At 59.7% G+C, this 15,541-nt stretch carries 9 protein-coding genes; 6 read left to right on the top strand and 3 right to left on the bottom strand.

Annotated features, from left to right (window positions below):
• The first annotated feature begins 43 nt into the window (after nucleotides 1-43).
• Both G560_RS0100730 and G560_RS0100740 read left to right on the top strand, forming a co-directional pair.
• Nucleotides 44-253 carry a hypothetical protein gene (locus tag G560_RS0100730; protein WP_211215441.1) on the top strand — a complete coding sequence of 70 codons (210 nt, stop codon included), beginning with the start codon at nucleotides 44-46 and terminating at the stop codon, nucleotides 251-253.
• 480 nt (nucleotides 254-733) lie between these two features.
• Entirely contained in the window at nucleotides 734-1,450 is a 717-nt protein-coding gene (locus G560_RS0100740) for a sugar transferase (RefSeq protein WP_022702394.1), read from the top strand.
• Nucleotides 1,451-1,676: 226 nt separating this feature from the next.
• On the opposite strand, the gene G560_RS0100750 is transcribed toward G560_RS0100740, so the two are convergent.
• Together G560_RS0100750 and G560_RS18160 are read right to left on the bottom strand one after the other, a co-directional pair.
• Nucleotides 1,677-3,077, bottom strand: a complete 1,401-nt coding sequence (locus tag G560_RS0100750; protein WP_022702396.1) for a Wzz/FepE/Etk N-terminal domain-containing protein — start codon at nucleotides 3,075-3,077, stop codon at nucleotides 1,677-1,679.
• A 12-nt stretch (nucleotides 3,078-3,089) separates the two neighbouring features.
• On the bottom strand, nucleotides 3,090-4,034 hold the full coding sequence (locus G560_RS18160) for a CpsD/CapB family tyrosine-protein kinase (protein ID WP_022702397.1): 945 nt from the start codon (nucleotides 4,032-4,034) through the stop codon (nucleotides 3,090-3,092).
• 298 nt (nucleotides 4,035-4,332) lie between these two features.
• On the opposite strand from G560_RS18160, the gene G560_RS0100760 reads away from it, so the two are divergent.
• Nucleotides 4,333-5,304, top strand: a complete 972-nt coding sequence (locus G560_RS0100760) for a glycosyltransferase family 2 protein (RefSeq protein WP_022702398.1) — start codon at nucleotides 4,333-4,335, stop codon at nucleotides 5,302-5,304.
• Nucleotides 5,305-5,306: 2 nt separating this feature from the next.
• Here G560_RS0100760 and G560_RS0100765 read toward each other — a convergent pair whose 3' ends face one another.
• Nucleotides 5,307-6,056, bottom strand: a complete 750-nt coding sequence (locus G560_RS0100765) for a WecB/TagA/CpsF family glycosyltransferase (protein ID WP_022702399.1) — start codon at nucleotides 6,054-6,056, stop codon at nucleotides 5,307-5,309.
• Between the two features lie 345 nt (nucleotides 6,057-6,401).
• Between G560_RS0100765 and G560_RS18165 the strand changes: the two genes are divergently transcribed.
• The 3 genes from G560_RS18165 (at nucleotide 6,402) to G560_RS18175 (ending at nucleotide 15,513) form a co-directional block, all read left to right on the top strand.
• Nucleotides 6,402-7,814 carry a membrane protein gene (locus tag G560_RS18165; protein WP_022702400.1) on the top strand — a complete coding sequence of 471 codons (1,413 nt, stop codon included), beginning with the start codon at nucleotides 6,402-6,404 and terminating at the stop codon, nucleotides 7,812-7,814.
• Between the two features lie 328 nt (nucleotides 7,815-8,142).
• Nucleotides 8,143-14,508 carry a type I polyketide synthase gene (locus G560_RS18170; RefSeq protein WP_033419184.1) on the top strand — a complete coding sequence of 2,122 codons (6,366 nt, stop codon included), beginning with the start codon at nucleotides 8,143-8,145 and terminating at the stop codon, nucleotides 14,506-14,508.
• A 3-nt stretch (nucleotides 14,509-14,511) separates the two neighbouring features.
• Nucleotides 14,512-15,513 carry a glycosyltransferase family 2 protein gene (locus G560_RS18175; protein ID WP_022702402.1) on the top strand — a complete coding sequence of 334 codons (1,002 nt, stop codon included), beginning with the start codon at nucleotides 14,512-14,514 and terminating at the stop codon, nucleotides 15,511-15,513.
• The last annotated feature ends 28 nt before the right edge of the window (nucleotides 15,514-15,541 follow it).

A 15,541-nucleotide genomic window follows, 5' to 3' on the forward strand; every position in this document is an offset into this window, starting at 1 on the left:
CTACCTAAATGAATACGAATAGGCAGGAGAGACTAAAATGGTCATGGGTATCATGTTCTCGGGAATCTTTACCGGACTGGTCGTATCTATTGGTGCTTTGTCCTTTGGCTTGCCGCTTTGGGTTGCTGTGATGCTCTATCCCATACTGGGGACAATGGGCGCGATTGGCTTTATCGGTTTTGTCCTAAGTCGCAAACCACAACATGAGCATGAGCATGAGCATGACACATCGCCCGTATTTGCGGCGGAATAAGCAGGTACGCTAGGCGACCTGCGAAAATACGTTGATTGTGCGCTTCGCAGAAACAGTTGCAAAAGCACGGCTTACGACAAGTGTTTCTTTTCGCGCAAAGGCGAACAGCGCTTTTCAAGCGCAGTCCTGCCAAAGCGCCCCGAATCACTTAAACCTTGTTTTGACATTTATTGCTGCATCGCAGCATTTGCTGCGTTCGCATTTGAGGGCAAAGGTCCAAAATATCGAAAATATGTCCAGCTTTTTCGGTAAATGCGTCTAAATAGTGGCCAAGGTCTCGGATCATCTCTCGCCAATGCACCTAAAAATAGGATAAAATGTTAGGCGGGGGCGTAACTGCCGAGTGTATGTGATGGTCTGCAATTTTTACCTTTCGACCGGCGTCAGTGCCGTGTGTATGCTTTGCTCTGGGCTTGCCAGTTTGGTCGCACGAATTTTTCAGCCTTATGCATCCACCCAATTGTCCCGGGGGGAACAACAATGACGATCAGCTATTCTGATTTGATCGCTGGTGGATCTGGCGCGATAGAGCATCCTGCCCGGGCAGTTGACACCATTGCACCCAATCTGCGTGCCAAACCGCAACCAGCGGGAACCTATCGCAGCGTTTTTAAACGCGTGCTGGATGTGGCGGCCGTGGTTATGGCTGCGCCGATCGTTGCACCGCTCATTTTTGGGCTGGCACTTTGCGTGCGGCGCGATGGTGGCGGGGCCTTTTACACACAGTTGCGCGTGGGCCAAGATGGGCGCCATTTTCGCATGTGGAAACTGCGCAGCATGGTCAGCGATGCCGATGACCGAATGGCCGATTACCTTGCTGCGAATCCGCATGCACGTTTGGAATGGGAACAAACGCAAAAGTTGAAATCTGATCCTCGGATCACCCCGTTCGGGCAGTTCCTGCGGAAGTCTTCGCTTGATGAATTGCCACAGCTCTGGAACGTTCTGATTGGCGAGATGAGTCTTGTCGGGCCTCGTCCGATCATGCTGAACCAGCAAGCGTTGTATCCTGGCACGGCCTATTACAGGTTGCGGCCTGGCGTTACGGGCTATTGGCAAACCGATGGCCGCAACGCCACAACGTTTGAGGCCCGCGCTGTGTATGACGAGGCTTATGATGCCGATCTGTCGCTGGCAACAGACCTGAAAATCCTGTCGCGCACTGTCGGCGTTGTGATGAAGTGCACCGGGTATTGAGCTGCGCATACGGCCGTTCAACCTGTTGGTTGATCGGTCCCGCAGCTTGCCAAGATTGATGCGAACATCAAAAAGCCCGCCCCAAGACATTGAGGCGGGCTTTTTGTTCGTGGCATGGCTTGATTGGCGGGGCTTGATTGGCGGGGCTTTGGTCAAGCAGTCCTAGCGCAGGCGCTTGCCACATCAGCCAGCTGTCGCCCTGTTCGAAACGGCGCTACCGCACAGGTCAGGTCATCGCGGCGGCAATACCGACCAGCAAAATAACGGTGATCCCGCCCATAATTGTTTGTACAGGGTTCAGTTGACCGACAGTCTTGCCTTTGCCTGCTCCGGCAATCGGGGCGTTGGGCGAACGGCGCGCCAGATCCGAAAGCTTTGGCATATCTTGCATGACCTTTTGGCGAAATGATCTGCCAACCGGCGCGATTTCGGGGATTGCGACAATGGCGCGCAGATCCAATTCACGCTCCAATTGACCACGCGTGCGCAAGACGGGGCGCAGATGGTCGAGAACAAAGGCAACCAAAACACCCAACATCAGGCTTGCCACAGCGCCGACAATCGCCAGTTTTCGCCGCCCGCCGCTGATCGGATAGTCCGGCTCGATTGCACGTTCCAGCATCGTAAAGGTCTCGCCTTGCTGGCGGTTTTGCAGCTTGGCATCGGTTTCCGCGTCGGCACTGCGGCGGGTTACAACGTCATACTGGCTTTGCAACTGCGCGAGGGTGCGCTGATAGTCCGCAATCGCACGGTCCATTTCTTGGCCCTTTGCCAATGTACCCAAAATCTCGGCGCGCCGCGCCTCAAGCGCACTGCCTTGTGCGGCCAAGGTGTCAATTTGTGCGCCCAAGTCGTCAAGCTGTCGGCGGTCCGTGGCGCGCAAATTGGACTTGCGTTCGATCAATGCACGTTCGTTACGCGCGCCAACCAGCGATTGATCCAAGGTGCGCAATTCGCTTTCAAGGCCGGGCAACTCTATGCGCAGCAATTCGCGTTGCGCGGGCAACGCATCACGGTTCTCGGATTGATAGGCCGCAAACTCGGCCCCCAGCGCATCAATCTGCGCTTTCAACTGTGCCTCTTCTTCGCGGTAAAACCCCAGTGCTTCACGTGCCCGATCTATTTGACCCGTCGCGCCTGCATCCATGATGCTTTGCGCAAAATCATTCGCAACCCTTGCTGCCTGCGACCGCGTTTCTGCCGTGGCGCTAATTAAAAGCGCAGAGACTTCGCTGGGTTGCCCAAAGCCGGACGCCGCAGCACTTGCCACCGTTTCAAACCGCAAGGAAATGCGCAGCAGATGCACCTTTTGGTCGTCGGTCAGGCCAGTATTGGCGTAAAGCCCGTGGCGCTCGATCACCGCCAGCATCGCCTCGCGCGTGGTCAGCTGTTGCTGGATCGCTTGCAACCGCTGCGCCGAATTTTCGCGCGGCGCGTTGGCGGCGGTATCGGCACCGGCCACAGTCGGGCTTTGCACCTGAAGCACGGCGGTGCTTTCGAACACATCCGCTTTTCCGGCGACATAAAGCAATGTCATGACAATACCGAACACGGTCACGGCCCCAATCAACAGGCGGCGGCGCAATAGCAGTCCGATCAGCTCGTCTATGCTTTGAATCTGGCCCATATTATTGCCCTGTCACGTGTTGCCATAACGGTAGCGGCGCAAACTGCGGTCTTGCGCGCGGTTCAGCACCACCCCCATCAAGGGGCATTGATCGGCAAACAGGCGTTCGCAGGCGCGCACCTCTTCGGCGGTGGTTTTGGTGCCGTCAACGATCAGCAGCACCGCATCAACCTGTGGCAACAAGGCCAACACGTCATCATTTATCAGCACCGGCGGCGCATCTATAACGACCATATCGGGGGCAAGTTGACCAATCATATCCGTCAGGGCGCTTGCGGTAGACGGCTCATGCAGTGTTTCGGCGGCATCGGGCATTGGTGTCGAATTCAGGCCAAGGGCAAGCGTGCGCCCGACCCGGAGAAAATGGCTTTCAAGCGGCTGGTCGCTGCTTAGAAAATCGCGGATCTGCCCGACATCGTGCAACCCGAACAGGTCCGCCAATCCAGGTTGACGCAGTTCCATGTCCAACAGCACCGTGCGGCTGGACGGACGGCGGGCAAGGCTTAGCGCAAGGTTAGCGGCAACAAAGGTTTTCCCGCAGCCGTGGGTCGGGGATGTAATGGCAAGCCGCTTCCAGCCCTTTTCCTGCATCGCATGCAAAAGGCGGGTGCGCAGGATGTCGAAATACCCTGCCGATTTGGACTGTTGCGGATTGGTGAACAGACCTTTTCCATTCAGCTTTGCCTCATCCAGCGCAACCGCAGTCAGCGATTCCCAAACCCGTTCGGGGTTGGGGGGCGACAGTTTCAGCTCTGTTGTCACCAAGGCTGTCGAGGGTTTGGGATAGCCGCCAGCCCCATGCAGCGCCGTGCCGCTTTGCCGAAAAACGGAAACCGCGGACGCGCGCGGGCGTCTAATATCTTCTGCCATTTTACGGAAACTTTCGTCATCCATCGGCGCCTGCCCCAAATCCGTCTGCCAATTGGCAGAAGACAACAAGATATCGTGGTTGGCCATACGAGATCAGGCTCCTGCTGCCCGGCACGGTATTGGCCGATAGGGGCGGTTACACACATAGGTGCCCGCTTTACAGCAGGCAAGTTTCCAAGCGGTCACTTTCTGTTGTGTGCCACGCGGCACGGTCCAGTCAGATTCGCCCGGGCCCCCGCCCGATATGGAATTACTATCAGATAAGTCTCTAAAATGAAAGACGTATGGGCCCATAGCGGGGCGCGTGAATCGGTAAAGGAAGATCGTGGTCAACGGGTTTTTCGCAGCTTATGATCCCAACAGTTCTGAAAGGAAAGCGCCGCGCATGCAAACACCCAAGCCCCAGCCCACAACGGCACCCCGGCACGTCGACGCCGTTGTGATTGGTCGTAATGAAGGCGCGCGACTGGCGGCCTGCATCACGTCGCTTGTCGGGCAAGTTGGCCGCGTGATCTATGTCGACAGCGGGTCTACCGATGGCAGCGCGGACATGGCGGCGGGTTTGGGGGCGACGGTGGTTGCCCTTGATATGACCCAACCCTTTACCGCCGCCCGCGCCCGCAATGCGGGCCTTGAACAGGTGACGGCACCGTTTGTTCAATTCGTTGATGGTGATTGCATGGTGCAACCCGATTGGGTCGCCACGGCGATGGATTTTGCCGCCCGCCACCCCGATGCCGCTGTGATCTGTGGTCGGCGGCGCGAACGCTTTCCCGAAGCGTCGGTCTTTAACCGCCTGTGTGACCGTGAGTGGGACACGGCGATTGGGCAAGCGGCGGCCTGCGGTGGGGATGCCTTGATGCAAACAGATGCGCTGCGCGCGGTTGGGGGTTACCGCGACACTCTTATCGCAGGCGAGGAACCCGAGCTGTGCCTGCGCCTTGCGCAAAACGGCGGCCAGATCTGGCGGATTGATGCCGAGATGACCCTGCATGACGCCGCCATGACCCGTTTTGCCCAATGGTGGAGCCGCAGCCGTCGTGCGGGCCATGCTTATGGCGAAGGGGCTGCCTTGCACGGCGCGCCGCCCGTCCGGCACTGGGTGCGCGAGACGCGCCGCGCGCTGATTTGGGGCGCGGGGGTTCCGATTGCGGCGATTGGTTTGGGCCTGATCCACCCGCTTGGGTTTCTGGTGTTGCTGGCTTGGCCGCTGCAAATGCTGCGCCTGTCCCCGCGTTTGGGGCCTGAGACAGCATTTTTCACCGTGTTGGGTAAATTGCCCGAGGCGCAAGGTGTTCTGGGGTATTGGTGGGGCCGGATCACGCGCAAACGGGCGACCTTGATCGAATATAAATAGCCTTAGCCCCGCAACCGCCACGCCCGCCACGCATGCACGGGCAAAATCGCGGCACAGTCGATATAGCGCGGCACCATCCGCTTGGGGCTTTGCAGTGCCCGCCACAACCATTCCAATGCAAAGCGGCGCGACCAATCCGGCGCGCGCTGCTGATACCCCGACAGAAAATCCACCCCTGCACCGACACAGGCAAAGCCTGCTTGGGGGGCAAGTGTCCGGCCAAGGGCTGCAAATTGTTCCTGCTTTGGCGCGCCAAGGGCGATCAGACACAGGCAAGGCCCAACCTCGGCAATCTGCGTCAACATGGTTTTGGCGGCGTCACCCGTCGGGTCAAACCCGAAGGCCGGCGCGATGGTTTTTGCAATGACAATCCCCTGCACCTGTTCGCGCAACGCCGCCGCCGCCCCTGCCAGTGCCGCGTCACTGCTGCCAAACAGCACCAAAGGCCGCCCCAGACTTGCCGCCACCCGCACCAATGGCTGTACCAAATCCGACCCCGGCACCAAACCCACAGGGCGGCGTGCCAGCCGTGACAACCAGACAATCGGGTTGCCATCGGCCACGACCATATCCTGCTGGGCATAGGCCGCCCGAAAGGCCGTATTCGCGCCCAGTTTTACAAGGTGATCCAGATTGATCGTGGCCAGCGCAAAGCCCGTGCCATCCCGCAAACGCGACTCTACCTCGGCCAGAACCGAAGGCGCATCGGGATGGGTGATCGCAATCTCTGTACTGCCGAAAACAAACTTCATTTACATGCGCCTTAACCGGATTCCTGTGCCACCTATCACAAAATGACCGTTCGCGCGAGGGTCAGAACCGTGCGGTAATCGCGGGCGGGGCGCAACACTCTGTTTCCAAACTGTTCAAGGGGTGCTTGGCTGGCGATCTATTTTATTATTAGATTCAATGAATTGAATGTCATCACCTAAAGGTGCCGTCAAACCCACCCTTAAGAATAACGGGTCGCCGTGCAACACTTGGCCCGCCGCCCACGCAGGCCGGATAGTTTGCGCGCGGCCCGCGTGCTAGCATTGCAGCCGAACACCCTCTGCGCCTGCACGCGGCGTGCCACCCAAGGAACAAAGACTGCGGCGATGCCCAACGCACTTGCCTATATTATGCTGCTGATCTGGCCTATCATCGCGGTAGCCCTGTTTCGACGCTTGCCACGTGAAAAGGCGCTGATCTGGTCAATCCTTGCGGCCTATATGATCCTTCCGCCTATCGCTAATATCAACCTGCCTGCTGTGCCGGATCTGGACAAGTTTGCCATCGCCAACCTGTGCGCCTTGGGGCTGACTGTCTGGGTTTTGCACGAAAAGGTCAGCTTTTTGCCAAGCAGCCTGATTGGGCGGGTGCTGATTATTCTGTACGTCGTCAGCCCGTTTGCCACGGCCCTGACCAACACAGACCCGATCCCGATTGTCATGCAAGACGTGCCGGCCTTGCGGATGTACGACTCGGTGGCAACGATCAGCTATCAGTTTATCGCGCTGATCCCGTTCTTTCTGGCGCGGCAATTACTGCGCAGCGAAGCCGCCCTAAAGGTGATGGTTGGGGCCTTGGTCACGGCAGGGCTGATCTATTCCTTGCCGATGTTGTTGGAATCGCGCATCTCGCCGCAGCTGAACATCTGGGTTTACGGCTTTTTCCAGCATGATTTTTCGCAAAGCATGCGCGCGGGCGGCTTTCGCCCGATGGTGTTCATGCCGCATGGGCTGTGGGTTGCGTTCTTTGCGCTGATGGCGGCGATGTCTGCACTGATCATTCTGCGCATGGGCGAGGCGCAGGATCGCCCAAAGCAACTGGCGATTTTCCTTTACCTCGCGCTTGTTCTGTACACGTGCAAAAGCGTGGGGCCGTTGGTCTATGCGCTGGGCCTGACGCCAGTTATTTTTTTTGCCCCCCGGCGCTGGCAGTTGCTGTTGGCGGCGGGGCTGGCCGTCGTTGTCATCACCTATCCGCTGCTGCGGGGCGCGGGGCTTATTCCGCTGGATATCATTCTTGATTACGCGCTGTCCCTCAGCCCTGAGCGCCACCAGTCCCTGAATTTCCGGATCATGAACGAAGAGGAATTGCTGGCCCGCGCGGCGCTCAAGCCGTACTTCGGCTGGGGCGGCTATGGCCGGAACCTGATCCTCGACGCCTTTGACGGTCGCATTCTGACCATTCCCGATGGGCAATGGATCATTGTTTTGGGGACCTATGGCTGGCTTGGCTATATCTGTGAATTTGGCCTGCTGATCATGCCGCTGATTTTTTTGGGCCGTGAGGCGCTGTTGCAACGGTCGGCTGCGTTTTCGCCTTTTGCTTGCACTATTGCGCTGATCTATGCTGCCAACCTTGCCGATCTGTTGCCAAACGCGACCCTCATTCCCTTTACATGGCTGATGGCAGGCGCGCTTATGGGCTATGCCGAAAGCCTGGCGACCCAGCGCCGCCACGATGCTGCGGCGAAATGGAAGGCCGGCTTGGCCCAAGGGTCAGGCCCCCGAACCGTTTTGTAATTCAGATTTTGTTAAAGTTGATTCGGATTGCGGCCTGTGGTTCACCCGCTTTATTGTTTCCATATCCCAGCCAATCGCCAAACCTTCACGCCAGTATACGGGCCATTCCCTGTGGGGTTTGCCTTGTTTCGGCGGGCAAAGCGGCAAGAATGTGGCAACACCGGGGCATTGTCCCTGCTGGGGCACTGATCGCCAAATGGTGCTGTGACGGGTAGGAAAACCGCGCCATCTGCGTTAGTTTTAACGTAATGGATCAAGCGGCTTAATTGGCAAATACCCTGATGGCCCAATGTTGATTGACCAAGGGAAAGGGCCAAAGGCAAGCGCTATGGCAGATGCGGCAAACCAGACGGACCTCGGCGACAATGATATCGCGATTGTTGGCATGGCGGCGCATCTTCCGGGGGCGGCGACTGTTGCGCAATATTGGTCCAATCTGGCCGCTGGCGTGGAAAGCATTCGCCATCTGACCGAGGCTGAATTGCTGGCCAATGGCGAAACCCCCGCGCGCCTGCGCCACCGCAATTATGTGCCAGCCTGCGCGCCCTTGGATAACTTCGACCATTTCGACGCCGAATTTTTCGGCTTTTCCCCAAAAGAGGCCGCGATCCTTGATCCCCAGCACCGCCAGTTCCTAGAGGTCGCGTGGGAGGCGCTGGAGGATGCAGGCCATCCGCCCGAAACCTTCTCCGGCACGGTGGGCGTTTACGGTGGCTGCGGCATGGGCAGCTATTTCTACTTCAACCTGTGTTCCAACCCTGACTTGGTTGAAAACACTGGCATGTTCCTGCTGCGCCACACGGGCAACGACAAGGATTTCCTGTCCACCCGCGTCAGCCATATCTTTGACCTCAAAGGTCCGTCAATCAACGTCCAAACCGCCTGTTCGACATCCTTGGTGGCCGTGCATTACGCATCCCAAGCCTTGCTGATGGGCGAATGTGACATGGCGCTGGCGGGCGGCGTGACAATCGAGCTACCCCAAGGGCGGGGCTATATTTTCAACGATGGGGAAATCCTGTCGCCCGATGGTCATTGCCACGCGTTCGATGCCAGTGCCCAAGGCACCGTTTTCGGCTCTGGTGCAGGTGTGGTTGTGCTGCGCCGCGCGGCCGATGCGGTGCGCGACGGCGATCATATCTGGGCGATTATCAAAGGCTCGGCGGTCAACAATGACGGGTCGGCCAAGGCAGGCTACCTTGCCCCGTCCGTCGACGGGCAAGCCCGCGCGATTGCCGAAGCGCAGGCGATTGCAGGCGTGACCGCCGACACGATTGACTACATCGAATGTCACGGTACGGGCACTTTCCTTGGCGATCCGATTGAAGTCGCCGCTTTGACCGAGGCTTTTGCCGAAACCACGGATGAAGTGGGCTTTTGCCGCATCGGCTCGGTCAAAACCAACATCGGGCATCTGGACACCGCCGCAGGTGTGGCCAGCCTGATCAAGGCCAGCCTGTCGCTGCATCACGGCCAAATGCCCCCCAGCCTGAACTACACCGCGCCCAATCCCGCGATTGATTTTGATACCAGCCCGTTTCGCGTGAATGACCGCCTGACCGATTGGACCCGCCGCAAAGGGCCGCGCCGCGCGGGCGTCAATTCACTGGGCGTGGGCGGCACCAACGCGCATGTGGTGGTGCAGGAAGCCCCCGCGCGCGCGCCTTCGGGGCAAAGTGATTGGCCGTTTCAACTGCTGGTCCTATCCGCCAAATCGAAATCCGCACTCGACGGGCAGGCCAAAAACCTTGCCGCCCATTTGCGTGCCCACCCAGAACAGCCGCTGGCCGATGTGGCGTGGACATTGAAACACGGCCGCCGCGCCTTTGAAAAGCGCCGCATTGTTGTGGCCGAAAGCCATGCTCAGGCCGCCGATCTGTTGGAAAACACAGAACCCCGCCGCATTTTCAACCATGACCATTTGGGCAGCCCCGATGTGGTGTTCATGTTCCCCGGTGGCGGCGCGCAATACGCAGGCATGGCCCGCGATCTGTATCAAACCGAACCTGAATTTGCCGATTGGATGGACCGTGGGTTGGACATCCTGCAACCCAAACTGACCTATGATATCCGCGCACTGTGGTTGCCCGAAACGGGGGGCGAGGCGGCGGCGAATGAGGCGCTGAAAAAGCCGTCGGTCCAATTGCCGCTGATCATGATTACCGAATACGCGCTGGCAAAACTGTACCAAAGCTGGGGTGTGCAGCCGCAGGCGCTGGTCGGCCATTCGATGGGCGAAAATACCGCTGCGTGCTTGGCGGGGGTTATCAGCTTTGAAGATTGCATCGGCCTGATCCACCTGCGCGGCACCTTGTTTGATACGGTTCCGGCGGGCGGAATGCTGTCTATCCCGCTGGACGTGACCGAGGTGCGCCCGCTGCTGACGGACAACCTTGATATGGCATCGGTCAACGCGCCGGGCTTATGCGTTGTCTCTGGCCCCGATGCCGCCCTCAAAACCCTTGCCGAAACCCTTGCCGCGCAGGACGTGGACACCCAGCGCATCGCGATTGATATCGCCGCCCATTCCAAAATGCTGGAACCGATCCTTGCGCATTTTGGCGATTATCTCCGCTCCATCCCGCTGCACGCACCGCAACTGCCGATCATTTCCAACACGACAGGTTTGGAGCTGACAGTGGTGCAGGCGACCAGCCCCGACTATTGGGTCGCCCATCTGCGCAACACGGTCAATTTCGCCGCCTGTATGGAAACGCTGAAATCGCCCTCCCGTGTGTTCATGGAAATGGGTCCGGGCCGTGCGATGTCGTCGCTGGCACAGGCAAATGGTGTACCCGCCGCCCAAGTCATCGCCGCGCTGCGCCACCCCGAACAAGTGATCCCTGATGACCAATGGCACATCGCCACGATTGGCCGACTGTGGGCCTGCGGGGTCGATGTGGATTGGACCCCGATTTGGGGCGATGCGACCCGCCACCGCGTGCCGCTGCCCACCTATGCGTTCCAGCGCAAACAGTATTTCATCGAACCGGGGCAGGCGGCCCAAACCGCTGCCCCCGACCTGCCGATGCGGATAGAGGATGTGGCAAACTGGGGCTGGCAACCCCATTGGCGGCCCCGCGCGGTAGAGACAGATGTGGATATCGAAGGCGGGCTTGACGGCGTGACGCCGCAAACATGGCTTGTGTTCATGGACGTGGGCGGTCTGGCCGAGGCGGCCTTTGCGCCCCTTATCGCGGCAGGTCACCGCGTGATCCCCGTCCGTACGGGTGATGCCTATGGTCCCGATGGCAAAGGCGGCTACCGCCTGTCGCCCGAACGGGGGCGCGACGGCTATGACGCGCTGCTGCGTGACCTGATTGCGCAAGGCCACACGCCCACCCGCATCGCGCATTTCTGGTTGGTGACGGATGGGGAATACTTCCGCCCGGGGTCCAGCTTTTTCCATCGCAATATCGAACAGGGGTTCTATTCCCTGATGTTCCTTGGCCAGGCCTTGGCCGAAGAAAACCTTGCCCACCCCCCCCATATCACCGTTTTCACCAACGGTGCGGCGCAGGTGCGCAGCGAAGGTTTGGCCTACCCTGAAAAGGCGACCATCGCTGGCCCGATGATGGTGATCCCGCGCGAAGTGCCTGGGGTGACCTGCGCCACGCTGGACTTGCAACTGCCCGCCCGTCCGCGCCGAGGAAAGCCGGATCATGCCGCGTTGATCCCGCAAGTGCTGGATGAATTGCTGGCGCTGCCCGCCAACCACACCGCCGCATTGCGAGGGGCGAAACGGCTGGCGCGTGGGGTGAAATCCGTGGCCCTGCCTGATACCGAGCTGACCCTGCCCAAGGGCGCACCCGTTCTGCTGACCGGCGGCTTTGGCGGCATCGGCCTGACGCTGGCGGAAAAGCTGATCACCGATCATGGCGCCAAAATCGCCTTGATCGCACGCAGGCCCTTGCCCGACCGCGCCGATTGGCCCGCCTATTTGGCCAAGCACAGCCCGACCGATGCCAACAGCCGCCGTATCCTTGCGCTGCAGCGGTTAGAGGCGCTTGGCGGCGATGTGATGGTACTGACCGCCGATGTGACCAACGCGCAAGACATGCGCGATGCGGCGGATCAGGTAACGACAGCCTTTGGCAAAATCCACACGGTCATCCATGCTGCTGGCGTGATTGATGATGGCCCGCTTTTGGCCAAATCTCCCGCGGCGGTCGAGGAAGTGTTTGCCCCAAAACTCCACGGCACCCGCGTTTTGGAAAACGTGTTTCCCGATGGGGCGATTGAACGGCTGGTGCTGTTTTCGTCCACCTCGACCGTCACTGGCCCCGCAGGGCAGGTCGATTATATCGCGGCGAATGAATACCTGAACGCCTATGCGCAGTCGCGGCACGGTGGGAAAACCAAAGTGACCGCGCTGAACTGGGGCATCTGGGCTGATGTTGGCATGGCAGCCGAAGCATTGGCGGATCGCACGGGAACACGGGCCGCCGCCCCGCGCGTGCCCCTAAGCCTGCCGATGTTGGATGAGGCCACGTTTGACGACAAAGGGCATCGGCGTTTTACCGCCACTTACGGGCTGGACCGTTGGGTGCTGGACGGGCACCGCACCAAGGATGGCCACGCGCTGATCCCCGGCACCGGCTATCTGGAAATTGCCGCCGAGGCGATGGCGCAGGACGGGATGGATGCCTTTGAAATTCGCGACCTGTACTTTTTCCGCCCGCTCGATGTGCCCGATATCCGCGCGACCCTAACGCCGACGGATGAAGGTTACGGGTTTGATCTGCGGTCGGGCGTGCAATCCAAGGGCCGCACAGGCTGGCAGTTGAATGCCCAAGCCCGTCTGCTGCCATTGACCGACCTTGTGCCGCAATTGGACGCGGGGATCGCCGCCCGTTGTGGGCCTGCGGAAACGGGCACCGGCCTTGCGTCCCCGCAAGAGGCGCATTTGAACTTTGGCCCGCGCTGGCGGGTGCTGAAGTCCCGCGCTTATGGCACGGGCGAAGGCATCGCGGACCTCGCCTTGCCCGCGCAATTCCAATCCGAAGCCGGGCCTTGGCGGCTGCACCCTGCGCTGATGGACCTTGCGACAGGCTGGGCGATGGGGCTAATTGACGGCTATGCGCCGGACCATTTGTGGGTGCCGATGTCCTATGCTTCGGTCCGCGTTTACGCGCCGTTGCCGGCCCGCATTACCTCTTGGGTGCGCAATGCCGCCCCGAACCGCGCCACAGATGCCACGGCGGTGTTTGATGTGACACTGGCCGATCCATCGGGCAAGGTTTGTGTCGAAATCCACGGCTTTACCATTCGGCGCTTGGACGGTGCTTTGTCGTTCACTGCCCCCGATCCGCGCGAATTGACCTTTGATGATGACGCACAAAAACAGCTGTCGCCTGCCGAGGAACGGCTTGCCCATACCTTGTCGCAAGGCATCCGCCCCGACGAAGGCGCGCAGGCCTTTGCCCGTGCCCTGTCACTGGATACAGCCCAAATCATCGTCTCGTCGCTGGATCTGCCCGCGCTTATTGCCCAAGTGGTCCAGACCGAGGCGGCCCCGAAACAAGGCCAAACCTTTGCCCGCCCCGATCTGGATAGCGACTATGCCGAACCCCGCAATGATATTGAACGGACCCTGACGGGATTTTGGCAAGACCTGCTGGGCGTGGGCCAGGTTGGCATCAACGACGACTTTTTCGCGCTGGGCGGCCATTCGCTGATCGCCGTGCGCCTGTTTGCGATGGTGCGCAAAGCCTACCGCGTGGATTTCCCGATTTCGGTGCTGTTCGAGGCGCCGACGATTGCCGCCTGTGCAGACCTGATCGAGGATCGCATCGGCCCGCAAGATGCCGACAAACCCGTGTCCGAGGCCAAAACGCCGAAACGTCGTTTCACCCATCTGGTCGCCATGCATGAACGCGAAGGCGGGCCGAAAACGCCGTTCTTCCTTGTGGCGGGCATGTTTGGCAACGTGTTGAACCTGCGCCATCTTGCGCAGCTTATCGGCGGCGAACGCCCGTTTTACGGCCTTCAGGCGCGCGGCCTTTATGGCGACCAACCGCCCCACAATACCATCCCCGAAGCGGCGGCTGATTACATCGCGGAACTGCGCCAAGTCCAACCGCATGGCCCCTATCTGCTGGGCGGCTTTTCGGGTGGCGGCTTGACCGCGTGGGAAATGGCGCTGCAACTGCAAAAAGCGGGCGAAGAGGTTGCATTGCTTGCCCTTCTCGACACGCCATTGCCGTTGCGCCCCAGCCTGTCGGGCACGGACAAAGCCATGATAAAACTGGCCGAGCTGCGCAAACGCGGCCCGGGCTATTTGGTCGATTGGGCCCGCGCGCGCTGGGACTGGGAGATGCGCAAACGCAATGCGCCTGCCGCCGATGCGGATGGTGCCTTCCATAACGCCGCCATTGAACAGGCCTTCCGCGCCGCTTTGCCGCAATATCCGCTGCCTTTGTACAAGGGCCGCACAGCCCTGTTCCGCCCGCCGCTGGATTTGCATTGGCAGGTCAGCGGCGGCAAATGGGTCAGTGCGGCCAAGGAATATGTGTTCCCTGACAATGACCTGACGCGTTTTGCCCCATCCTTGCAGGTGATCGAGGTGCCGGGCGACCACGATAGTATGGTGCTGGAACCCAATGTCCGCGTGTTGGCCGGAGAATTGCGCCGCGTGATCGCAGATGCCGAACCCGCGACCTATATCACCAGCCTTGATAAGGCGGCGGAGTAAGCCATGAAAACCCTGCTGACGGTAATCCTGAATTGGCGCACCGCCGATATGACCCTGCAATCGGCGCAATCGGCGCTGAACGCGTTGCAGGGCATTCCGGGTGCCTTGACGATCGTCGATAATGACAGTGGTGACGGTTCGTTTGAAAAACTGGTGGCCGAGGTTGCGGCGCGCGGCTGGGACAAAGGCGAACCCCCCGTGCGGGTTATCCAATCGGGCCATAACGGCGGCTTTGGCGCGGGCAATAATGTGGGCATCCGCGCGGGCCTGCCGAATGGTCAGCGCCCCGATTACGTCTATATCCTGAACTCGGATGCTTTCCCAGATGCGGGTGCCATTCGCGCCCTTTATGACCATCTGAATGCCAACCCAATCACGGGGTTTGCGGGCAGTTACATTCACGGCGATGACGGTGCCCCACACCGCACCGCCTTTCGCTTTCCGTCCATCCTTGGCGAATTTGAATCCTCGGTCCGCTTTGGCCCCGTCAGCCGCCTTTTGGCCGATCATATCGTGGCACAGCCTATCCCCGACACCACAACGCGCGTCGATTGGCTGGCAGGGGCCAGCATGATGATGCGCCGCGATGTGCTGGATGAAATCGGTCTGTTCGACGAAACCTTTTTCCTTTATTTTGAGGAAACAGAGCTGTGCCACCGCGCCACATCAGCGGGCTTTCCCGTGGATTACGTCCGGACCAGCAGCGTCACCCACATTGGGTCCGTTTCCACAGGCATGAAAACATGGCGCCGTATGCCCGCCTATTGGTTTGACAGCCGCCTTTACTATTTTACCAAAACCCATGGCCGCCCTTATGCGGCGATTGCCACAATGTCGCTAATATTTGGGTCTATCCTGTGGCGGCTGCGGTTGTTGATTCAACGCAAAGACAGGGGCGATCCGCCGTGTTTCTTGCGGGATTTGACCGCCCACGCGGCCCGTTCCTTTTTGGGCGGTGGCCCGCAGCATAAACTGGCCCCTGCCGTTTCGCAGGCCAAACCGTGACCCCCGCCGATTGGCGGTAAGGAGAGTA

This window comes from Pseudorhodobacter ferrugineus DSM 5888 (assembly GCF_000420745.1).
In the GTDB taxonomy this organism is placed as follows: Bacteria; Pseudomonadota; Alphaproteobacteria; order Rhodobacterales; family Rhodobacteraceae; genus Pseudorhodobacter; species Pseudorhodobacter ferrugineus.